This window comes from Acidovorax sp. sic0104 (assembly GCF_019219095.1).
Lineage (GTDB): Bacteria > Pseudomonadota > Gammaproteobacteria > Burkholderiales > Burkholderiaceae_C > Acidovorax.
The window spans coordinates 772277-794339 of the sequence record NZ_JAHUWH010000001.1; the positions used below are offsets into that span (position 1 = coordinate 772277).

General features: G+C 67.1%; 15 protein-coding genes and 1 other RNA gene. 14 read left to right on the plus strand and 2 right to left on the minus strand.

Annotated elements, in window-relative coordinates; genetic code table 11:
* Positions 1-120: 120 nt before the first annotated feature.
* The 5 genes from KW835_RS03560 to KW835_RS03580 all read left to right on the plus strand — a co-directional run bounded on the left by KW835_RS03560 (position 121) and on the right by KW835_RS03580 (position 8602).
* Entirely contained in the window at positions 121-1323 is a 1203-nt protein-coding gene (locus KW835_RS03560) for an MFS transporter (protein WP_218380881.1), read from the plus strand.
* 1587 nt (positions 1324-2910) lie between these two features.
* Entirely contained in the window at positions 2911-4596 is a 1686-nt protein-coding gene (locus tag KW835_RS03565) for an MBL fold metallo-hydrolase (protein ID WP_218380882.1), read from the plus strand.
* A gap of 209 nt (positions 4597-4805) precedes the next feature.
* On the plus strand, positions 4806-5597 hold the full coding sequence (locus KW835_RS03570; protein ID WP_218380883.1) for an rRNA pseudouridine synthase: 792 nt from the start codon (positions 4806-4808) through the stop codon (positions 5595-5597).
* Positions 5598-5924: 327 nt separating this feature from the next.
* Complete coding sequence (locus KW835_RS03575) at positions 5925-7193, plus strand: YjgN family protein (protein WP_218380884.1); 1269 nt, start codon at positions 5925-5927, stop codon at positions 7191-7193.
* A gap of 155 nt (positions 7194-7348) precedes the next feature.
* Positions 7349-8602 carry a M48 family metallopeptidase gene (locus tag KW835_RS03580; protein WP_218380885.1) on the plus strand — a complete coding sequence of 418 codons (1254 nt, stop codon included), beginning with the start codon at positions 7349-7351 and terminating at the stop codon, positions 8600-8602.
* Between the two features lie 152 nt (positions 8603-8754).
* Here the strand turns inward: KW835_RS03580 and rnpB are convergent.
* Positions 8755-9194, minus strand: an RNA gene (gene rnpB / locus KW835_RS03585) — RNase P RNA component class A.
* A gap of 54 nt (positions 9195-9248) precedes the next feature.
* A complete protein-coding gene (rtcR, locus tag KW835_RS03590; protein WP_218380886.1) occupies positions 9249-10880 on the minus strand; it encodes an RNA repair transcriptional activator RtcR in 1632 nt (543 codons plus the stop codon).
* Positions 10881-11626: 746 nt separating this feature from the next.
* Between rtcR and KW835_RS03595 the strand changes: the two genes are divergently transcribed.
* The 9 genes from KW835_RS03595 to KW835_RS03635 all read left to right on the plus strand — a co-directional run bounded on the left by KW835_RS03595 (position 11627) and on the right by KW835_RS03635 (position 21899).
* Complete coding sequence (locus KW835_RS03595; protein WP_218380887.1) at positions 11627-12772, plus strand: slipin family protein; 1146 nt, start codon at positions 11627-11629, stop codon at positions 12770-12772.
* A 354-nt stretch (positions 12773-13126) separates the two neighbouring features.
* Positions 13127-13867, plus strand: coding sequence for a hypothetical protein (locus KW835_RS03600; protein WP_218380888.1), 741 nt, complete (start codon positions 13127-13129; stop codon positions 13865-13867).
* A gap of 22 nt (positions 13868-13889) precedes the next feature.
* A complete protein-coding gene (locus KW835_RS03605) occupies positions 13890-15110 on the plus strand; it encodes an RtcB family protein (RefSeq protein ID WP_218380889.1) in 1221 nt (406 codons plus the stop codon).
* A 224-nt stretch (positions 15111-15334) separates the two neighbouring features.
* Positions 15335-16174: a nucleotidyltransferase domain-containing protein gene (locus tag KW835_RS03610; protein ID WP_370633569.1), complete on the plus strand. Its 840-nt coding sequence runs from the start codon at positions 15335-15337 to the stop codon at positions 16172-16174.
* Positions 16162-17229, plus strand: a complete 1068-nt coding sequence (gene rtcA / locus KW835_RS03615) for an RNA 3'-terminal phosphate cyclase (protein ID WP_218380891.1) — start codon at positions 16162-16164, stop codon at positions 17227-17229. The genes KW835_RS03610 and rtcA overlap by 13 nt, the downstream gene beginning before the upstream one ends.
* A 252-nt stretch (positions 17230-17481) precedes the next feature.
* A complete protein-coding gene (gene cysK, locus KW835_RS03620; RefSeq protein ID WP_218380892.1) occupies positions 17482-18399 on the plus strand; it encodes a cysteine synthase A in 918 nt (305 codons plus the stop codon).
* 365 nt (positions 18400-18764) lie between these two features.
* A complete protein-coding gene (locus KW835_RS03625) occupies positions 18765-19529 on the plus strand; it encodes an endonuclease/exonuclease/phosphatase family protein (protein WP_218380893.1) in 765 nt (254 codons plus the stop codon).
* Positions 19526-20812: a cardiolipin synthase ClsB gene (gene clsB, locus KW835_RS03630; protein WP_218380894.1), complete on the plus strand. Its 1287-nt coding sequence runs from the start codon at positions 19526-19528 to the stop codon at positions 20810-20812. Before KW835_RS03625 ends, clsB begins: the two co-directional genes overlap by 4 nt.
* A 37-nt stretch (positions 20813-20849) precedes the next feature.
* Positions 20850-21899: a lysylphosphatidylglycerol synthase domain-containing protein gene (locus KW835_RS03635; protein ID WP_255593214.1), complete on the plus strand. Its 1050-nt coding sequence runs from the start codon at positions 20850-20852 to the stop codon at positions 21897-21899.
* The last annotated feature ends 164 nt before the right edge of the window (positions 21900-22063 follow it).

Below are 22063 nucleotides of genomic sequence, written 5' to 3' on the forward strand. Positions count from 1 at the left end.
AGACAACCCGCCATTATTGATTTGGCAGCAAGTATGTTCTGCCGATCACCGTCTTTTTCTGCAAATCACAAGCACCCACACTCCAGGCATTCACCCATTGCCTACCAGGAGTGTTCCTTTATGCCCATTGCCTTGCTCGCGCTGACGCTCAGCGCATTCGCCATCGGCACGACCGAGTTCGTGATCGTCGGCCTGCTGCCCACCGTGGCAGCCGACTTGGCCATCAGCATCCCCTCGGCGGGCCTGCTGGTCAGTCTGTACGCCCTGGGCGTGGCCATCGGCGCGCCCGTGCTCACCGCCCTCACCGGCCGCGTGCCGCGCAAGGCACTGCTGCTGTCGCTGATGGCGCTGTTCACCGCCGGCAACCTGCTGGCCTGGCAGGCCCCCAGCTACGAGACGCTGGTGGCCGCGCGCATCCTCACTGGCCTGGCGCACGGCGTGTTCTTCTCGATCGGCTCGACCATCGCCACCGGCCTCGTGCCGCGCGAGAAGGCCGCGAGCGCCATTGCCATCATGTTCACGGGTCTCACGGTGGCTCTGGTCACGGGCGTGCCGCTGGGCACCTTCATCGGCCAGCATTTCGGCTGGCGCGAGACCTTCCTGGCCGTGGCGGCGCTGGGCGTGGTGGCCTTCATCGGCAGCGCCTGGTTCGTGCCGCGCGGCATTGCGCACACGCCACCTGCGTCACTGCTGCAACAGGCCCGCGTGCTGGCCGAGCCGCGCCTGCTGCTGGTGTACGCCAAGACGGCGGTCGGCTACGGCGGCACCTTCATCCCCTTCACTTTTCTCGCGCCCATCCTCACGGACATCTCGGGCTTCAGCGCGGGCGCCGTGGGGTGGGTGATGCTGGTGTACGGCGTGTCGGTGGCGGTTGGCAACATCTGGGGCGGCCGCTTGGCCGACCGGCTGGGGCCCATCCCCGCGCTGCGCATCATCTTTGCGCTGCTGGCTGCGGTGTTGTTGTTGCTGCAGTTCACCGCGCCCTACCCCTGGCTGGCTTTGGTCACTGTGCTGTTGTGGGGTGCTGTGGCATTCGGCAATGTGCCCGGCCTGCAGGTCTACGTGGTCAAGCAGGCGGAGCGGTTCACGCCCCAGGCGGTGGATGTGGCTTCGGGGCTGAACATTGCTGCGTTCAATCTGGGGATTGCGGGGGCGGCGTGGGGTGGAGGGTTGATCGTGACGCATCTGGGATTGATGCATACGCCATGGATCGGGGCGGTGGTGGTGTTGGTGTCGCTGGGGTTGACGCACTACAGCGGTGTGCTGGATCGGCGCAGCGGCATTCCAGTGCGCGGCAGCAGTCCGGTTCCGGCGGGCCATTGAGCCCCGCCCGGTGCGCGATGCTGGCTTCAGTCTTTCGGGCTGAGCTTGTCGAAACCGGGGCGCCTTACCCCGCCCGTTCGGGTTGAGCTTGTCGAAACCGGGGCGCCTTACCCCCCGCCCGTTCGGGTTGAGCTTGTCGAAACCGGGGCGCCTTACCCCCCGCCCGTTCGGGTTGAGCTTGTCGAAACCGGGGCGCGCTCGCGGGCTCGCTGAGGGGCAGCATGCCTGGTTCAAGGGCGGAGGCCGGGAGTCGCCCGGCGGCGAGTGTCTTTCTTTTGCTTCGCCAAAAGAAAGGCACCAAAGAAAAGGCGACCCTGCTGTCTGCGACCCCTTCGCTGCGCTGCGGGGCAACCCGGGGTGCTCGGGCGCGGGGTGTGCCGCAGAACTCACTGCGCGCTGCGCGCTCCGTTCAGACAACTGCGGCAAGTCAGAGCACGAAGGCGTGTGTCCTGCGGCACACGCCCACCCCGCCCCCTGCGCGCCCCAGGCGCATCCAGAAGGGATGGGGGAGCCGAACAGCCTCACGGGCCATCGCGTTGCTCGGCCCCATCTCGCGGGCGCAAGCGCCACGCGCTGCGCGGGCGGGCCAAGCGCAGCGATGGCCCGTGCGGCTGTTCGGCTGTTCGGCTGTCCACCCCCTGCTGGCTGCGCCTGCGGCGGGGCGGTTGCGGGGTGAGCATGCGCGCTAGTGCGCGCATGCCTCGTGAACTGACTCGCCGCAGTTGTCTGAACGGAGCGCCCCAGGCGCGCAGTGAGTTCTGCGGCGCACCCCGCAACCGCCCCGACGCAGGTCGCCCCGTAGCGCAGCGAAGGGGTCGCAGACTGGGGGTCGCCCTTTCTTTGGTGACTTTCTTTCGGCGACGCGAAAGAAAGTTACCGCGCCGCCGGGCGCGCACCCCGGCTCCCGCACTCCACACAAGCACACCACCCAATCAGCGAGCCCGCGAGCAGCACCCAGGTTTCGACAAGCTCAACCCAAACGGGCGAGGGGCAAGGCGCCCCAAATTCGACAGGCCCAGCACCGCCTGCGCAGCGCGCGGCGCAAAGCGCCCGCGTCTTGGGGGCCGAGCAACGCAATGGCCCGTGTGGCTGTTTGGATGTTCGGCTGTCCACCCCCTGCTGGCTGCGCCTGCGGCGGGGCGGTTGCGGGGTGAGCATGCGCGCCAGTGCGCGCATGCTTCGTGCACTGACTCGCCGCAGTTGTCTGAACGGAGCGCCCCAGGCGCGCAGTGAGTTCTGCGGCGCACCCCGCAACCGCCCCGACGCAGGTTTGCCCCGTAGCGCAGCGAAGGGGTCGCAGACTGGGGGTCGCCTTTCTTTTGGGTACTTTTCTTTGGCGAAGCAAAGAAGAAGTACCTCGCCCGCCGGGGCGAACTCCCGGCCTCCGCCCTTGAACCAGGCACACCGCCAATCAGCGAGCCCGCAAGCAGCGCCCAGGTTTCGACAAGCTCAACCCAAACGGGCGGGGGGACGCGCCGGGTTTCTGCCAGCTCAACCCGAAACGGGTGATGCAGGAGGACCGTCGATTCGACCAGCCCCGCCAAGCAGGCGCGGACTCCACGCCCCGCCCCCCTCGATAATGGCCCGATGCCCCGTCCCATCCAACAGCTCCACCCCTTCCGCGAACCCGTCGCCACACGCCCCGCCGCCACCGTGCTTTTGCTGCGCGATGCCGCAGCCTCCGGTGGGGCAGGCGGGCTCGAGGTGCTGATGACGCGGCGCTCCGACAAGGCCAGCTTTGCGCCCGGCGCCTACGTGTTCCCCGGTGGTGGCATCGATGCGCTGGATGCGGCCCCGCAAACCCATGCCGCCGCAGACCGCCGCCCCACGCAAAGCGATCTGCACCTGACGCAGGCCATCGCCGCCATCCGCGAGAGCTTCGAGGAGCTGGGCGTGCTCCTGGCGCGGCATGCCGCCGACGGGTGCTGGGCCGGCGCCAGCGACATCGCCGCGCTGGACCGCCACCAGCCCTTCGCTGCGCAGTGCAGCGCGCGTGGCCTGCGGCTGGCGGCCGACAGCGTGTTCCTGCTGGCGCACTGGATCACCGACCGCGACCTGCCGCGCCGCTTCGACGTGCCGTTTCTCGTGGCCCGCATGCCCGAAGGCCAGGAGCCCGTCGCCGACGAGGCCGAGCAGTTCGAGCCCGTGTGGGTGAAACCCGCCGACGCGCTCTCGCGGCACGAGGCGGGACAATTCTTCATGATCTTCCCGACCATCCGCACGCTGCAGCGGCTGGCCCGCTTCGACACCACCCAGGCCGTGTTCGACGCGCTGGCCGACGAACACCCGCTGTGGACCAGTTGCCCGCGCGCCGGCACCCTGGCCGGCAGGGAGGCGCGCTACATGGAAAGCGACATGCCCTACGGCGAGCTGGCCCTGGTGTGCCCCGATGGGCAGATCGTCCACCCGCTCGACTGGCAGACCGCACAGCCCGTGCCGCTGCTGCGCAACGTGCTGCGCCTCACGGCCCCCAACCCCGGCGTGATGACGGGGCCGGGCACCAACAGCTACCTGGTGGGCGAGCCGGCCACGGGGTTCATCGCCATTGACCCCGGTCCGGCGGACCTGGAACACATCGACAGGCTCTGGCGTGCAGCCGGCGGCGACATCCGCATGATCGTGTGCACGCATTCGCACGCCGACCACTCGCCCGGCGCCGCGCCGCTGCAGGCTCTGTGCGTACAGGCTGGCAAGGCCCGGCCGCCCATCCTGGGGCTGCCGTCGGCTCCAACGGCACGTGCCGCCAGTACCTTCACTCCAGACCGTTCGCTACAAAACAATGAGCTGCTCACGCTCGCAGGACAAACGCCGCAGGGCGAAATGACCCATAGCCTGCAAGTCGTTCACACACCCGGCCACGCCGCCAACCACCTGTGCCTGCTGCTGGTGGAAGACGCCCTGCTGTTCAGCGGCGACCACATCCTGAACGGCAGCACCACGGTGGTGGACCCGCCGGATGGCAACATGGCCGACTACCTCGACTCGCTGGACCGGCTGGACGCCATCTGCGCAACGCACGGCGTGGAGTTCATCCTGCCCGCACACGGCTACGTGCTGGGCCAGGCCCGCGGCGCCATCGCCAAGCTCAAGGCCCACCGCCTGGCGCGAGAGGCCAAGGTGCTGGCCGCCATGCAGGCGCTGCCCGGGGGCACCCTGGAAGACTGGGTGCGCCACGCCTACGACGATGTGCCGCCGCGCATGTGGCCGGTGGCCCAGCGATCGCTGCTCGCGCACGTGGAGCGCATACGCGCCCTCCAGCCTGGCAACGACTGACGGCAGGAAAGTACTGGTCAAGATGCGACCGCCCCCTACCCCAACCCGTTCACGCTGAGCCTGTCGAAGCGCCGCGCGGTGCTTCGACAGGCTCGGCACGAACGGATGTGCCTGATCCTTGCCTGCGGATCTGCCCGCACAGATTGCCCTTGAAGAGAATGCCGCCCAATGCTCCGAGCAGCGCGCTCCACGAACCGATCTAGCCCTCCATGACCCAACAAAACCCCGACCCTACCCACATCCGCCTCGCCAAACGCGTGGCCGACCAGCTGAAGTGCTCGCGCAGCACCGCCGAGCAGTTCATCGAAGGCGGCTTCGTGAGCGTGGACGGCCAGACTGTCGAAGCGCCCGGCGCCCGGGTGCGCACCGACCAGGCCGTGGCGGTGGCGCCTGATGCCAGCCTGCTGGAGCTGACGCCGGTCACCCTGTTGCTGCACAAGCCTGCGGGGTTTGAAGCGGGCCTTGGCCACCCTGCACAGGGTGGGGGCACATCCCAGGGAAGCCGCAGCCAGGGCGCCGCATCGGCCACCACGCTGCTGGGCGCCGCGTCGCACCTGCCGGAAGACGCCTCGGGCATCCGAGTGCTGCAGCGCCACTTCCGGCAACTGGAATGCTTCACGCCCTTGCCCACCGAAGCCAGCGGGCTCGTGGTCTACACGCAGGACAAGCGCATCGCTCGAAAGCTGGCCGAAGACATCGAAGTGCTGGAGCAGGAGTGCATCGTCGAAGTCCGGGGCGAGATTGCCCCGAATGGCCTGCAGCGCCTGTGCCATGGCCTTTCATTCAACGGCCGCCCGCTGCCGCCCATCAAGGTGAGCTGGCAGAGCGAGACCAGGCTGCGATTCGCGCTCAAGGGCATACGGCCCGGGCAGATCCCGGCGATGTGCGAGGCCGTGGGTCTGTCGGTGGTGGCGGTCAAGCGCATCCGCATAGGCCGCGTGCCGCTCGCCAAGGTGCCCGAGGGGCAGTGGCGGTATCTCCAGCCCTGGGAGAGGTTCTGACGCCTCCTGAGTCGCCTTCGGCACCATCCCCTGGGGCGGACGCACCCGGCGGCGTGGCAAAGCCAGTTCCACGGGAAGGACTGATGCCCCCGTGAGCGGCTGCGCCGCTTCCCCCCAAGGGGAACGCACCCGGTGGCCTGGCACAGCCAGATCCACGGGTGCGCTGGCCGGGGCGCGCCCTTTGCGAACGGCGTGTAGCGGGCGACCAATGCTATTAAAAATGTAGCTATTAGCGCTTGACTATCAAGCGGTAGAGGCCATTTTTACTTGGATTTCGTTGCCACGCGTCGCTGCTACACTGCCTGCCACTCAGGAGGGAGTGAGTTCATGAACGAAAACAACACCGGCGGCTCGGCAGGACCGATGTCGACCTTCATGCCGCAGAACATCGATGCGCATCCACTCGAATTCACCGGCAGCGGCGGCGAGTATTTCAGGGTGTGGATCGTCAATGTGCTGCTGTCCATCGTCACGCTGGGCATCTACACGCCCTGGGCCCGGCGGCGCACCGCGCAGTACTTCTACAGCCACACGCTGGTGGCGGGCAGCCCGCTCGAATTCACCGCGCAGCAGCGCAAGATGGTGATGGGATTCATCCTGCTGACCTTGATCACCATTGCCTACAACATCGCCGCCAACACCGGGCAGGACACCGCAGTCGCAGTCCTGCTGCTGACCGGTGCGGTGCTCTCCCCGCTGATCTGGGGCAGCGCAATGCGCTTTCGTCTGGGAGCCACGCGCTGGCGCGGCCTGCGCCTGCAGTTCACCGCCACCTGGAAAGAGGTCTACGTCGCCAGTTGGCCCATGTTCGCGCTGGCGCTGGTGTGGTTCGGCGTGTTCTTTGGCCTGCAGATGCTGTCACCCGAGCTCGCCCAGGCCATGGAGGCTGTCGAAGAGGCCGAGGAAGGCGCCAAGCGAGCCCTTCCGAGCTTCACCCCCGCCATGGGCGGCCTGCTGGCATTGGGCCTGGTGCTCACGGTGCTGTGCTTCATCCGCCTGGAATACAACTACAAGAGCCTGCTGGTACTGCACGCGCAGGTTGGCGCCGAGCGTGGCCGCTGGAAGCCTGTGTACATGGACTTCGTGAAGGTCTGGCTCGCCACGGTGGCCGTGTTCATCCTGTGCGTCGTGCTCATTGCCGCGCTGATCGGCGTGCTCGCGGGCAGCTCGATCGCGCTGCTGGCAGCCACCACAGACAAGCTGGGCTTCTGGATGTTCGTCGTGATCGCCGTGGCCATCATCGGGGGCATGCTGCTGCTGTTCCTCGCCTCGGCCCCGGCCCGGGCCTACCGCGAGGCCCGCATGTTCCAGCTGCTGTGGAACAACACCGGCGTGAGCCATGTGGCACGCTTCAAATGCCACTTGAAGAGCGGCCGCTACGTGGGCCTGCGCATCAAGAACATGCTGCTGACCCTGTTCACGCTGGGCCTGTACCGGCCGTTCGCCCGCGTGAGCGAATACCGCATGAAGCTCGAATCCGTCACGCTGCACGTCAAGGGCGGCGTGGAGCAGGTGGCCGGCGCCATGGTGCGCCAGCAGCAGGGCGGCCTGGGCGACGCGCTGGCCGATGCGGCCGGCCTGGACCTTATCGGATAAGGTACTGAGGCGCTACGCGCCTTCCCCCTTCTCTCGCATGGCTGCGCCATTCGGGAAGGGGGACGCCGCCAGCGCGGCGGGGCGGCCCTCGCGCAGCGGCTGCTCGTCCAGATTGCGCCAGTTTCAACGGCCCCACCACGTGACGGACAACTGAGATGAACGACCCCCTACGCGCTGCATCGCCGATTCCTGGCCGCTGGTTCGACGGCCTGAGCAGCAAGGCCCGGCCCGTGATGGTGAGCCTGCGGCCGACGCCGCGAGGTCCGTCACTGGTGCTGCACCCGCTCTCTCAGCCAGGCGCCGAGCCTGTGGTGTTTGCCTGGAAGGACGTGGGTTGGCCCGAGGCCTGGAACGAGCGCAAGCCCCCGCCCCGCGTGGTCGTGGACCTGCGCGACCACGGCAGTGTCGAGATCGACGCCGTGGCCGAATGGCGCGCCGCGCTGGCCGCTGCGGGCGATCGCCCCGGCATCGCCCAGCGCATGCAGACGCGCTGGCCCGTGCTGCTGGGCGTGACGGCTGCTGCCGTCATCGGCCTCACGCTGTTCTACCGCTACGGCACGCCCTGGGCCGCCACGCAGCTCACCCGCTTCGTGCCCATCGGCTGGGAAACCAGCGTGGCCGAGAACGTGCTCAAGCAGATGGACGACGGCACCCTGAAGCCCAGCAAGCTGCCCAAGGAGCGGCAGGATCAGCTCAAGGCCCGCTTCGACACGCTGGTCCGGCAAACGCCCCAGACCTTGCACCGTTATCCGGACTACCGCCCGCCGCTGTCGCTGGAGTTCCGCTATGGCATGGGAGCCAATGCGTTTGCGCTGCCCGGCGGCAAGATCGTGATGACCGACGGCATCGTCAAGGCCGCTGCCGACAAAGGCCTGCCCGACGACGCCCTGGTGGGCGTGCTGGCGCACGAGGTCGGCCACGTGGTGCACCGCCACACCACCCGCATGGTGGTGGAGCAAGGCGTGCTCAACATGGGGATGGGCCTGGCGTTGGGCGACGTGTCGGGCATTGTGTCCACCGGCGCGTCGGTGCTCACCGGCCTGGCCTACAGCCGCAGCCACGAGCGTGAAGCCGACTGCTACGCCATCGCCCTCATGCGCCACACCGCGCTGCCGACGGCCCCCATGGGCAAGCTGCTCCTGGCCATCGCGCACGACGAAGAGGAAGAAGAAAAAAAAGAAAAGGCCCAGAAGCAAAAGGACAAGGAAAAAGACAGCTCCACGCCCGCTGCAGGCCAGGGGACAGATGCCGCAGCACCTGCCAGCGCCCCCGCGCCAGGCTCCAAGGGCAAGACCCGTGCAGAGCTGGAGGCCCACCCCGTGTGGTCGCTGCTCAGCAGCCACCCGGACACCGTGCGCCGGGCCACCGAACTGGAGCAGGGGCACGCACCGCATTGCGGCAAGGACTGAAGACGGCCGCTGGGCATGCACGGGGCTTGGCCATGTCGCATGGGATGGTGCGACGGAGCAGGCGGTGGCATTGGACTTGCGCTGCGAGATCACGCCCCCCGGGCCCTCGGCCGCGCGGACCTGCAAGCCGCAGATGCCTGGGAAATCAAAAAATGTGAAGCACGCCGATAAGCCGGATTCTGTGCACCACGGTTGCCCGCAGTGTGACCGCCATTAATCTGGGCCGGGTGTCGCCACCACGGCTCGGTGCTACCTACCCGCCAGCTCTGCGGAACCACATCAACGCTGGCCTACTTGGTATTGCTGCGCGTAGAGATTGCCCGTTTCACCCGAAGCGGGCGCCGCCCGCTTCGGGTGGCTATGGTCTTTGCGGCTTTCGCCGCAAACCGTCTGGCTCGCGCCAGCCGTACCCGCTTGCGCGGGTGACCGATAGAACACCTTCGGTGGCTTGTGCCTGCTCCGACTCGTCTCTGTTGCTCTGATCCTCACCTCACGGTGGGCAGCCGTTAGCTGCTACGCTGTCCTGTGCAGTCCGGACGTTCCTCCAGTGCCTGGTTTCCCAGATTGCACCAGCGGCGGTCTGGCGTGCTTCACGGGCGGAATTATCTCATTGGTGTGCAGCACCCGGCTGACGCGATCGGGCGTTTCAGCGGTGGGCGCTTGCGCGGCCCCAGTCCAGCCCAAACCTGGCCAGGTACTTGCGCAGCCGGTCTGCATCGTTGACCACGGTGCGCTGCGTGCGCGAGGCCTGGAACAGCAGGCGCCCTGCATCCGACAAAGCGCGCGACTGGCGGCAGACCTGCAGCACGGCCGCCAGTTGCAGCTGGTCGAAAAGGTCCATGGACTCCACCGTCTCATCACCCAGCAAGGCTGCCAGATCGGCGCGCCCCACCGTTCCAGCGGCAGGAGCAAGGCCATGGCGCGCATCGCTCGCGGCCTGCCAAAGCCAGCGCAGGCGGGCGATTTCGGCCTCGACCAAGGGCAGGCCGATGCGGCCGCTGTCGGCCAGGGTGGCCAGGCGCGTGGCGCTGGCCGACAGGTCGCGGAAGTTGCCGCTCCACAGTGCGTCGGGCGACTGCGCAAAGCGCAGGTAGGCGGTGCGCGCCTCGGCCGACAAACGCACCGTGCGGCCCAGCTCGCCACCGGTGCGCGAAAGCAGGTGGTCCAGGTTGGGTTCGATGTCTTCGGGCCGCTCGGCCAGGCCCGGCAGCTGGTAGCTCCAGAGGTTGATGCGGGCGTAAAGGTCTTCGCGAAAGCGCCCGGCGGCCACCTCGGTGCGCAGGTCGCGGTTGGTGCCGGCAATGAGTTCGAAGTCGCTCGCCACCTCGCGGTCGCTGCCCATGGGGTAGAAGCGCTTTTCCTCCACCGCCTTGAGCAGCATGGCCTGCTCGTCCAGGCCCAGCTCGCCAATCTCGTCGAGGAACAAAACCCCTTTGTGCGCCGTGCGCAGCAGGCCCGCGCGGTCGGCCGCCGCGCCGGTGAAGGCGCCTTTCTTGTGGCCGAACAGCGTGGACGCCGCGCCGTCGCCGTGCAGCGTGGCGCAATTCACCTCGACGAAGTCGCCCTCGACCTGGTGGCGCGCCTTCTTGAGCTCGAACATGCGCCGCGCCAGGTGCGACTTGCCCGCGCCCGTGGGCCCGGTGAACAGAATGGGCGCGCGCGATCGCACCGCGACTCGTTCCACCTCCTCGATCAACGCGTTGAAGCGGGCGTTGCGCGTGGCGATGCCGCTCTTGAGGAAGTCCAGCGCGTCGCGCTGCTCGGCGCCGAAGCGCTGCGCGATCACGTCGTAGCGCGACAGGTCCAGGTCTATCAGCGCATAGCTGCCCGGGTTGCCCATCTGCTGGCGCTTCGGGGGCGATGTCTGCGCCAGCACGCCGGGTATGCGGCGCGATTCCACCAGCAGGAACAGGCAGATCTGCGCGACGTGCGTGCCGGTGGTGATATGGGTCCAGTACTCCTCCCGCTCGGTGTCGAAGCGGTAGCCCTGGGTCCAGTCGAAGAGCGTGGCGTAGACCTCGCCGAAGTCCCAGGGGTCGGCGATCTGAAGTGGCACCAGCGACACCGCCGTCTCGGGAGAGGCCGTCTGTATGTCGGTGCGCACCACATGCGCAAGCTCTCGGTGGGGCGGCGTGTAGAGCAGCTCCAGCCGCTCGATCACCACGTCTTCGTGCTGCACCAGCGAGACGGTGGGACGCCACTTCTCCCAGCGGCCTGCACCCTTGCCGGAGTCGAGCTGCGTGCCCAGGAAGCCGATGACAACCTTGTTTTTGCGCATTCACTTTTGCTATTTATTTAGCTGACATTCTAGTCAAATAGAAATCAGAAAAAGCTGCGCCTGACTTAGATAGACAAAAACTCCTTTCAAATCAATTACTTATAAAACGCCAGTCACACCAGAATTCGCCTGGCACGCATCTGGCAATAGAAGAGGCATCCAGTGCAAGCGGTGACCGCTCACAGGCCGGGGTTGGGACCAGCGTCCGCCCCGCCGGTGCAGGGAATCCGGAGCCTTCGGGCCCTGTCGATTCCCTGCATGCCGCACACCGTGACCACTGGAGACGGCATGGCTGCGGTAGCCACTCCGAAAGGAATGTGCCTGGTTCGACTCCAGGTATGCCACCACTGGTAGCTCAGTAGGTAGAGCCCTCCGCAAGGAGTTGTCGCAGGTTCGATTCCTGCCCACGGTCGCAAGACCTTGATTGGAAGTACCGGTCGAAAGACCACCCGCCGAACGCGGGGAGTGGCCCCAGGGCGGTGCGAAGCACCACCGCAAGGCCCGCCCCGTCAGCCGGCGGCGGTTTGCGCCAGCACCCGGCGCAGCCCGCGCCCGCAGCCAGCCTGGCTGCCGACCTTTCGGGGCCGGCCATCAGGCGCACTGCAGGGCCCGCGGCTGCGCCCCCTGGAGCCCCGCCGCCGCTGTAACGGCAACCCGATGACGCAAAGAAGAAACGAAGAGACGAAGACAACGCAAGGCGACGCCGGAGAGCCCGGCCTGCCCGCAACACAACAAGGAGAAGAAAAATGCTGAACAACAAGATCCAACGCATCACCGTCAAGAAGAACGAACGCGCCCTGCTGCTGCGCAACGGCGATTTCGACCGCGTGCTGCAAAGCGGCACGCACTGGCTGTTCGCCGGCCTGGACACGCTGCGCGTGGAGACCTTCGCCCTGGAGCAACCCGCCTTCACGCACGGCCTGGCCGAGTACCTGATGGCACAGCAGCCCGCCGTGGTGGCCGCCGAGTTCGTGCAGGTGAATTTGTCCGAGCGCGAAGTGGGCCTGCGCAGCGAGAACGGCGTGCTGGTCGAAGTCCTGCCGCCCGGCACGCGCCGCCTGTACTGGAAGGGCCTGGTGGACGTCACGGTGCAAGTGGTGAACCTGCACAACGGTGCCGAACTGCCCGCCGAACTGGTGGCCCGCCTGACCCAGACCCAGCTGCGCCAGCGTGCGGTGACGGGCATGAACGGTGTGCTGCAGGTGCAGGTGCCCGAAGGCCAGTGCGCGCTGCTGACGGTGGACGGCAAGGTCGAACGCCTGCTGACCGCCGGTGCCTACGCGTTCTGGAAGTACGGCCGCACCATCGCCGTGGAACTGGTGGACCTGCGCCTGCAAGCCGTCGAGGTATCGGGCCAGGACATCATGACCCGCGACAAGGTGAGCCTGCGCCTGAACCTGTGCGCCACCTACCGCGTGACCGATGTGCTGCGCGCCTTTGCCCAGCTGCAAAAGCCTGCTGACTACCTGTACCGCGAACTGCAGTTTGCGCTGCGCGCCGCCGTGGGTACCCGCACGCTCGACGAACTGCTGGAGAACAAGACCGTGATCGACGAGGTGGTGACCGCGCACATGGCGGCCAAGCTGCAGCCCTACGGCATGCAGCTGGAAAGCGTGGGCGTGAAGGACATCGTGCTGCCCGGCGACATGAAGACCATCCTGACCCAGGTGGTGCAGGCGGAAAAGCAGGCCCAGGCCAACGTGATCCGCCGCCGCGAGGAAACCGCCGCCACGCGGTCGCTGCTCAACACCGCCAAGGTGATGGAGGACAACCCCGTCGCCCTGCGCATGAAGGAGCTGGAGACGCTGGAACGCGTGGCCGAGCGCATCGACAAGATCTCCGTCTTCGGCGGCCTGGACCAGGTGCTGAACGGCCTCGTGAAGATGCGTTGAGCAGGGAATGAAAAGGATACGGGCGCGCTGGCACAGAAGGGAGCGCCACTGCCAAAAATGTTGTTATTGCCGGCAGGTCGGGTAACACCGAGTGCAGCGGGAGAGTCGGTGAACGGGCAAGGTTGAGGATGCAGGATTGGCTGCAGATGACGGGTCTGCCACTGGCGCGCGTTTCCAACCGTTCACTGGGCCACTGGACTAAAGAACCGTGGTCGCGGCAAAGATGCGGGTTCGCTCAGCGCTGCGAAGCGGCGCTGGACGTGGCACAGCCACGGGCCGACGGCCCAGGGCGCAGCCCGAGCAATCCCGTCGCGTCCACCAATGAGCAAGTAGAAGAAGAGACAGAGAACTGCCATGAAGAACAAGAAACTGACAGCAAGAGAAAAACGCCTGCAGCGCGCCCACGGGCCCGCCACGTGCGCATCTGTTGGCCTGGACCCGGCGGTCTACAGCGCGGCCTTGCGCTACCTGTTCGATCGCCCCGTGCCCGACAAGAGCGGGCAGGAGTGGTACTGGTTGGCCGACGAGCCGGAGTTCGACGCCACGCCGCTGCAATGGACCCACATCCAGACCGTGCTGTTCGCCAACGCGGGCGTCGACCTCGCACCCTACAGCGACGAGCAAGTGGGAATGGGCCTGAACCATGTGATGAGCAACAACGCGGGCGACATCCCCCTCATGGTGAACGACCCATCCGTGCCCCTGGCCGACGCGATGCGCATGATGCGGGCCCTGCCCACCTTGTGGAGCGACTGCCTGGGGCCGCGCCTTGACACCGGGCCGAGCCCGATCGGAAGCAGAAACGATCGCCTGTACTTCGTGAGCTACATGTGGTTTGACGTGTGGCCCACGTTCTGGAACGCCAAGGACATCCCCGAATGGCGCGACGCGATGTGGAAGGTGTTCTGCGAGATGCTGGCCATGCCGTACCGGGCCGCCCAGGAATCGGCGTTGCACGGAATCGGCCACGAAGGCGTGCGCCTGAAGCGGCCCAAGGAACTGCAGGCGCACATGGATGCATTCATCCGCCAGGTGAAGAACGACGACGAACTGAAGAACTACGCCCAGGCCGCAGCACGCGGAATGGTTCAATGAACGACAAAGACGAAAGAACGAAATGAGCAACTACGAACAACTCGAAGTACCCAACGGCGTGCCCGTGAAGATGTGGACGAACGGCGTGCCCGTGGAAGAAGACGCCAAGAACCAGCTGCGCAACATTGCCCGCCTGCCCATCGTGTTCAAGCACGTGGCGGTGATGCCCGACGTGCACCTGGGGATCGGTGCCACCATCGGCTCGGTCGTGCCGACGCTCAAAGCCATCATCCCCGCCGCCGTGGGCGTGGACCTGGGTTGCGGAATGATGGCGTGCAAGACCACGCTGACCGCCAGCGACCTGCCCGACAACCTGTCCGGCGTGCGTGCCGCCATCGAGCGCGCCGTGCCGGTAGGGATGACGCCCAAGCACTTCGGCCGCGATAAAGGAAGCTGGGATACCCCGCCTGCCGAAACCGACCGCGCCTGGTCGGCGCTGGTCGACGAGTTCAAGGAAATCTGCGAGGCGCACCCGCGCATCGAGAAGACCAACAACTACAAGCACCTGGGAACGCTCGGAACGGGTAACCACTTCATCGAGATCTGCCTGGACGAACACCAGTCCGTGTGGGTGATGCTGCACTCGGGATCGCGTGGGGTGGGGAACGCCATCGGCACCCACTTCATCGAGCTGGCCAAGAAGGACGCCGAGATGAACCAGCGCAACCTGCCCGACAAGGACCTGGCGTACTTCGAGGAAGGCGCGCAGTACTTTGGCGACTACGTGAAGGCCGTGGGGTGGGCGCAGAAATTCGCCGCAGCCAACCGCGAGGTGATGATGGGCCGCGTGATCGCCGCGCTGCGCAAAGTGATCACCAAGCCGTTCGAGACGCATGTGGAAGCCGTGAACTGCCACCACAACTACGTGCAGCGCGAAACCCACTTCGGGCAGGACGTGTTCGTGACCCGCAAGGGCGCGGTGAGTGCCGAGCAAGGCAAGCTGGGGATCATCCCGGGGAGCATGGGCGCCAAGAGCTTCATCGTGCGCGGAAAAGGCAACCCCGAGAGCTTCAACAGCTGCAGCCACGGCGCGGGCCGCACCATGAGCCGCACCAAGGCCAAGAAGATGTTCACCGTCGAAGACCAGATCAAGGCCACCGAGGGCGTGGAATGCCGCAAGGACGCCGACGTGATCGACGAGATCCCGATGGCGTACAAGAACATCGACGCGGTAATGGCGGCGCAAGAAGACCTGGTGGAGGTGGTGTACACGCTAAAGCAGGTGGTGTGCGTGAAGGGGTGAGGCTCTGCTCAGCTGCACGCAATGCAAGGGCTGGACACCGTTGAGGAATTTATCGCCGATCCACCAACAACCGTTCACGCTGAGCCTGTCGAAGCGCCGCGAGAGGCTTCGACAGGCTCAGCCCGAACGGATATTTGGAGAACTACATTTTTGATAGCTGGTGGCGCTTGCTAAATAAGCGCTCAAGCCCATTTCTTATGCAAAAACAAGAACAACAACCAGAAATGCTCCGTTCCGCCCACCCGGTGGAGCCGCACATGCGCGCGCAAGTCATGCGGGAGCTGCAGCGCATCGAATCCACGCACGACGTGACCATCCTCTTCGCCTGCGAATCCGGCAGCCGCGGCTGGGGTTTTGCATCGCCCGACAGCGACTACGACGTGCGCTTCATCTACGTCAACCGCCTGCCCTGGTACCTGACCGTGGCGCCCGGGCGCGATGTGATCGAAGTGCCCATCAGCGGCGACCTGGACATCAACGGCTGGGACCTGCGCAAGGCATTGGGCCTGATGCGCGAGTCCAACCCCACGCTGCTGGAGTGGCTGCGCTCGCCCATCGTCTACCGCGAAGAAGCGGACACCATGGCGCAGTTCCGCGCGCTGGCCGGGCAGGTGTTCTCCAACGCCAAGGGCTGGCACCACTACGCGTCGATGGCCAAGAAGAACTTCCGCGAGCACCTGCAGGCCGACGAGGTGCGCTACAAGAAGTACCTGTACGTGCTGCGCCCGCTGCTGGCTGCGCGCTGGATACGCGCCCTGCCTGGTGTGCCGCCCATGCGTTTTGCCGAGCTGGCGCAGCACACGCTGGACCCGGTGGCCGACGCTGCGCTGGTCGCGGAGATCAACGCCCTGCTGGAGGTGAAGATGCGCGCCGGCGAGTCCGCCACCAGCCCGCGCTGGCCCGGCATTCACGCGTTCATCGAAGCCGAACTGGCACGTAACGCGGCCGAGCTTGTGCAGCCACTGCCCGTGCCGGGGCATGCCGCGCTGGATGCACTGCTGCATGACACCGTGCTGCGGTATGACGCCCGAGCCTGTGAGGAGGCGTCGACATGTCGGACGTGATCACTCTGCCACTCGCCCTCGACGGCTCCACCGGCGAGGGCGGTGGCCAGATCCTGCGCACCGGCCTGGCGCTGTCCATGGTCACCGGCCGGCCGCTGCACATCACGCGCATCCGCGCGGGGCGGCCCAAGCCTGGGTTGATGCGCCAGCACCTGGCCTGCGTGCAGGCCGCAGTGGCCGTGTGCGGCGGGCAGGCGGACGGCGCAGAGCTGGGTTCGCAAACGCTGCTTTTCGCGCCCGGCGCGGTGCGCTCGGGCGACTACCGCTTTCAGATCGCGACGGCGGGCAGCTGCCTGCTGGTGCTGCAGACTGTGCTGCCCGCGCTGATGCTGGCCGGCAGCGAAAGCCGTGTGCAGCTGTCGGGCGGCACGCACAACCCGATGGCGCCGCCTTTCGACTTTCTGGAACGGTCGTTTGCGCCGCTGGTTCGGCGGCTGGGCTTGGGACTGGACCTGCAACTGCAGCGCCGCGGTTTCTACCCCGCCGGGGGCGGCGAGCTGGTGGCGAACATCACGCCTTCAGTGCAGCCACTGACACCGGTGGATGTGATGGAGCGCGGGGCGCTGCTCAATGCCTACGGTGAGGCGCTGGTGCCGGGCCTGGCGCGCAACATCGCGCACCGCGAGCTGGAGGCCCTGGGCCAGCGCACGGGCTGGACGTTCGAGGCGGGGCAGCTGCGCAACCCGCCCACACGGCAGAACGAAGGGCCGGGCAACGCGCTCATCGCCACGCTGGAGCACGAGCACTTGACCGAGGTGTTCTGCCAGCTGGGCGAGCGCAGCCTGTCGGCCGAGCAGGTGGCCAAGCGGCTGGCGGACGAGGTGCGCACATTCCAGCGCAGCGCGGGCGCTTTAGGCCCGCACCTGGCCGACCAGTGGATGCTGCCGCTGGCGCTGGCCGTGTGGCGCAGCGGGCGGGCCGCGCGCTATACCTGCACCGAGGTGACGCAGCACACGGCCACGAATGCGCAGACGATCGAGCTGGGCCTGCCGGTGCGGGTGGAGATCACACCCGTGGAGCGCGCGATGCAGGTGGAGATCAGCCCGCTGCGCTAGCAGGCGGCGATGGGACGCCCGGGCTATATCCATATCACCGGAGCCGTCGCTGAACTGGTTCAGAATGCGCGTGACGCCGCAATGCCGCGAACAGCAGGCCCCGTCGCGCCAGTCTTGCGAAGTGCCGGGCCCTGCGTCACGCCCAGGCTTCGACAGGCTCAGCCCGAACGGGCGGGGTGGACCGGGCCCTGCGGCGGGCGGTATCGGCATGCCAGTTCCCCTTTCCATTGATTGACCTTCACAGGAGACGCCATGAAAGCTGACAACATTCTGCAAACCATCGGCAACACGCCCCACGTGCGCATCCACCGCATTTTTGGCCCCACGGCCAACGTGTGGGTGAAGTCCGAGCGCAGCAACCCGGGCGGCTCCATCAAGGACCGCATCGCGCTGGCCATGGTGGAAGACGCCGAGAAGTCCGGCGCGCTCCAGCCCGGTGGCACGATCATCGAGCCGACCTCCGGCAACACCGGCATCGGCCTGGCGCTGGTGGCGGCCGTGAAGGGCTACAAGCTCATCCTCGTGATGCCCGACAGCATGAGCATCGAGCGGCGCCGCCTGATGCTGGCCTACGGCGCACAGTTCGACCTGACGCCGCGCGAAAAGGGCATGAAGGGCGCGATCGCCCGCGCGCAGGAGCTGCAGGCGCAGACGCCTGGCGCGTGGATTCCGCAGCAATTCGAGAACCCGGCCAACATCGACGTGCATGTGCGCACCACGGCGCAGGAGATCCTGGCTGACTTCCCCGAGGGCATCGACGTGCTGATCACCGGCGTAGGCACAGGCGGCCACATCACCGGCGTGGCCAAGGTGCTCAAGGCGAAATTTCCGAATCTCAAGGTATTTGCGGTGGAGCCCACGGCCTCGCCCGTGATCTCGGGCGGCCAGCCGGCACCCCACCCCATCCAGGGCATCGGCGCGGGCTTCATCCCCAAGAACCTGGACACCAGCCTGCTCGACGGCGTGATCCAGGTCGATGCCGAGCCGGCGCGTGAATACGCCCGCCGCAGCGCGCGCGAAGAGGGCATGCTGGTGGGCATTTCGTCGGGGGCCACGCTGGCTGCCATTGCGCAGAAGCTGCCCGAGCTGCCCGCAGGCGCGAAGGTGCTGGGTTTCAACTACGACACGGGCGAGCGTTATCTGTCGGTGGAAGGCTTCCTGCCGGTGTAGGCCCCCTGATACCCGTCGCTTTCGAAAACAAAAAAACCGTTCACGCTGAGCCTGTCGAAGCGCCGCGCAAGGCGTCGACAGGCTCAGCCCGAACGGTAGTGAATGATTGAACGCGCCCTCCTGCGGCGCCGCGATCCACGGCGGTCCGGGCGTTCGGGCGGGTCATTGGGGGGCGCTTCCCACCACATACAGCGCGGGCGCCGACGCGGTCCCCGCAAGCCTTTTCGGGCAGCACAGCACATACCAACGGCCAGCCGTCCTACAGGGGCAGCGCGGCGCGGACACAACAATCGTTTGTACCTTTCGGGCCGCCCTGCATGGGACGCGCACCGGGGTGCCACACACAACGATTTGTCTGTCTGCCCATGGCCAACACCGATTCCAAGCCCATTGCGTTCAAGGTCCTGACCGTGAACGTGCACAAGGGTTTCACCACGTTCAACCGCCGGTTCATCCTGCACGAGCTGCGCGAGGCGGTGCGGGACGTGGAGGCCGACCTGGTGTTCCTGCAGGAAGTGCTGGGCACGCACCACAAGCATGCGAGCCGGCTGTCGAACTTTCCGCAGGTGCCGCACTACGAGTTCCTGGCGGACACGATCTGGTCGCAGTACGCCTATGGCCGCAACGCGGTGTACGACAACGGCGACCACGGCAACGCGCTGCTGTCCAAGTTCCCCATCGTCCACTACGAGAACCACGACATCTCCATCGCCGGACCCGAGCGGCGCGGCATGCTGCATTGCATCCTGCAGCCGCCAGGGCACCATCTGCCGGTGCATGCGATCTGCGTGCACCTGGGCCTGCAGGAGTCGCACCGCCAACGCCAGTTGCAGCGGGTGTGCGAGCTGATCGAGTCCTTTCCGAAGGACGAGCCCGTGGTGCTGGCCGGCGACTTCAATGACTGGCGGCACCGTGCCCACGCCATCCTGCACCGGGGTGCGGGCCTGCAGGAGGTGTTCGTGCAGGCCTTCGGGCGCGCGGTGCGGACATTTCCAGCATCGATGCCCCTGCTGGCGCTGGACCGCATCTACGTGCGCAATGCATCGGTGCATTCGCCCCTGACCTTGCCCAAGAAACCGTGGGACAAACTCTCTGACCACGCCCCACTGGCCGCGGAGATCTACCTATGAGCCTGCGACGCCCCACCTTCCGCCCACCGCGTTCGTCCCGCTGGGTGTCCGGCAACCACTTCGAACTGCTGGAGAACGGCGAGGAGTTCTTTCCCCGCGTGTTCGACGCCATCCGTGGCGCGCAGCGCGAAGTGGTGCTGGAGACCTTCATCCTGTTCGAGGACAAGATCGGCCAGGAGCTGCACGGCGCATTGCTGGCCGCTGCCGAACGCGGGGTGGAAGTGCATGTGCTGGTGGACGGCTTCGGCTCGCCCGACCTTTCGGACACCTTTGTCGGCCAGTTGGTGAACGCGGGCGTGCGCTTTCGCATCTTCGACCCGGGCCGGCGCTTCCTGGGCCAGCGGCTGAATCTGCTGCGCCGCATGCACCGCAAGATCGTGGTGGTGGATGGAGAGCTGGGCTTCATCGGGGGCATCAACTACTCGGCCGACCACGTGGCCGACTTCGGGCCCGAGGCCAAGCAGGATTATTCCGTCGCCGCACGCGGTCCCATCGTCGCGCAGATGCACCGCTTTGCGCGCGAGGCGGTGCTGGGCCGTACCCGGGGCCGGCCCCAGCAGCCCCCTGCCGGTGCCACCGATCCAGAGTCGCCCCGCGCCGGCACGGCCGACGCGATCTTCGTCACGCGCGACAACCACCAGCACACCAACGACATCGAGCGGCACTACCGCGTGGCGCTGCGTTCGGCCCGCCACCGCGTGGTGATTGCCAACGCGTACTTCTTCCCGGGGTACCGCTTCATCCGCGAGATGCGGCGTGCCGCCAAGCGCGGCGTGGACGTGCGGCTCATCCTGCAGGGCCAGCCCGACATGGCCATCGTGCGCACGGCGGCCAGCATGCTGTACGACCACCTGATACGCGCCGGCGTGCGCATCTATGAATACTGCGACCGGCCGCTGCACGGCAAGGTGGCGCTGGTGGATGACGAATGGTCGACCGTGGGGTCGAGCAACCTCGACCCGCTGAGCCTGTCGCTCAATCTCGAGGCCAATGTGATCATTCGCGACCGCGCCTTCAACGACCATCTGCACGGCCGCCTGGCGCACCTGATGGACAACAGCTGCAAGCAAATCAAGGCCACGCCGCCCGGGCGCTTCGACGGCCTGCGCTTGCTGCGCAGCTACTTCGTCTTCCACCTGATGCGCTGGTTCCCCACCTGGGCAGGCTGGCTGCCGCGTCATGAGCCCACCATCACCATGGTGCGCACGCCTGCGACGCAAACGCCGAGCGCATCGGACGCACCGGCCAAGGCATCGGGCCGCAACGCGGGCCTGGCGGCCTGAGCGCGGCGGCCCGGACTTCCACCCACCGACGATGCCCATGGCCGCCACCGCACCACACCACCCGGCCCTGGCCGGCCAGCCCGACACCGCCCCGGCAACCTCGGGCTGGCGAAGCATCACGCGGCGGCGCTGGTGGCCCTGGCTCACGCGCGGCCTGGCGCTGGCCTTCTTCGCGGTCGTCGCGTGGCTCATCGTGCGGCAGGCGCGCACGGTGGACTGGCCGGCGGTGTGGCAGGCGCTGCAGGCCCTGCCGGCGGGCGTGCTCCTCATCGCGGGCGCGCTGGCACTGGCCAGCCACGGCACCTACGGCACGTTCGACCTGATCGGCCGCCACTGCACGGGCCACCGCCTCTCGCGCCCTGCCACGCTGGGCATTGCGATGACCAGCTACCCCTTCACCCTGAACCTGGGCTCGCTGATCGGCGGCGTGGGCGTGCGCTACCGGCTGTACGAGCGCCGGGGCGTGGACCCCGGCACCATCGGCCAGGTGGTGGGCACCAGCATCCTCACGAACTGGGTGGGCTACCTGCTGCTGGCGGCCGTGCTGCCCTGGCTGTGGCAGCCGCCCGCGATGGCAGGCTGGGCGGTGGAACCCTGGCAACTGCGGACAGGGGGTGTGCTGGTGGGTTGCCTGCCGGCCGCCTACCTGGTGCTGTGCGCGATGCGTGCAGGCAAGGCGCTCACCCTGCGGGGCCACGAGTTCCCGCTGCCGCGTTGGCCCGTGGCCCTGTGGCAGGTGGCCGTCTCGGCCGCCAACTGGATGCTAATGGCTGCGGCGCTGTGGACGGTGCTGCAGGGCCAGGTGAGCTACCCCGCCGCGCTGGCCACCGTGCAATTGGGCGCGGTGGCCGGGCTCATCCTGCGCGTGCCGGCGGGCCTGGGCGTGCTGGAGGCCGTAGGCGTCGCCCTGCTGGCCAGCGGCGCGGCAGGTGCCCCGGGCCAGGACAAGGTGCTGGCCGCGCTGCTGGCCTACCGGGCGCTGTACTACTTCGTGCCGCTGGTGCTGGCGGCCGCGGCTTTCGGCGTGGCCGAGCTGCGCTGGCGGCGCCACGACGGCGCAGATGTGCCGGATTCAGATCAAAAATAGCCTGCGACGCTTACACAACAAGCGCCATTAGCTATTATTTCAATAGCAAACCACACTCCAGCAGGTGGCCTGCGGGGCCATAGGCAGCACAGCGGCCCCGCAGCCGGCCTCACCCCGGTAAAATCACGGCCCCACGACTTTGCACCCCGCCCGATCGACACGGG

What these genes read in the sequence shown, in the direction of transcription:
- KW835_RS03560 (WP_218380881.1), top strand. Translation starts at nt 121, where the DNA reads ATGCCCATTGCCTTGCTCGCGCTGACGCTCAGCGCATTCGCCATCGGC.
- KW835_RS03565 (WP_218380882.1), top strand. Translation starts at nt 2,911, where the DNA reads ATGCCCCGTCCCATCCAACAGCTCCACCCCTTCCGCGAACCCGTCGCC.
- KW835_RS03570 (WP_218380883.1), top strand. Translation starts at nt 4,806, where the DNA reads ATGACCCAACAAAACCCCGACCCTACCCACATCCGCCTCGCCAAACGC.
- KW835_RS03575 (WP_218380884.1), top strand. Translation starts at nt 5,925, where the DNA reads ATGAACGAAAACAACACCGGCGGCTCGGCAGGACCGATGTCGACCTTC.
- KW835_RS03580 (WP_218380885.1), top strand. Translation starts at nt 7,349, where the DNA reads ATGAACGACCCCCTACGCGCTGCATCGCCGATTCCTGGCCGCTGGTTC.
- rtcR (WP_218380886.1), bottom strand. Translation starts at nt 10,880, where the DNA reads ATGCGCAAAAACAAGGTTGTCATCGGCTTCCTGGGCACGCAGCTCGAC.
- KW835_RS03595 (WP_218380887.1), top strand. Translation starts at nt 11,627, where the DNA reads ATGCTGAACAACAAGATCCAACGCATCACCGTCAAGAAGAACGAACGC.
- KW835_RS03600 (WP_218380888.1), top strand. Translation starts at nt 13,127, where the DNA reads ATGAAGAACAAGAAACTGACAGCAAGAGAAAAACGCCTGCAGCGCGCC.
- KW835_RS03605 (WP_218380889.1), top strand. Translation starts at nt 13,890, where the DNA reads ATGAGCAACTACGAACAACTCGAAGTACCCAACGGCGTGCCCGTGAAG.
- KW835_RS03610 (WP_370633569.1), top strand. Translation starts at nt 15,335, where the DNA reads ATGCTCCGTTCCGCCCACCCGGTGGAGCCGCACATGCGCGCGCAAGTC.
- rtcA (WP_218380891.1), top strand. Translation starts at nt 16,162, where the DNA reads ATGTCGGACGTGATCACTCTGCCACTCGCCCTCGACGGCTCCACCGGC.
- cysK (WP_218380892.1), top strand. Translation starts at nt 17,482, where the DNA reads ATGAAAGCTGACAACATTCTGCAAACCATCGGCAACACGCCCCACGTG.
- KW835_RS03625 (WP_218380893.1), top strand. Translation starts at nt 18,765, where the DNA reads ATGGCCAACACCGATTCCAAGCCCATTGCGTTCAAGGTCCTGACCGTG.
- clsB (WP_218380894.1), top strand. Translation starts at nt 19,526, where the DNA reads ATGAGCCTGCGACGCCCCACCTTCCGCCCACCGCGTTCGTCCCGCTGG.
- KW835_RS03635 (WP_255593214.1), top strand. Translation starts at nt 20,850, where the DNA reads ATGGCCGCCACCGCACCACACCACCCGGCCCTGGCCGGCCAGCCCGAC.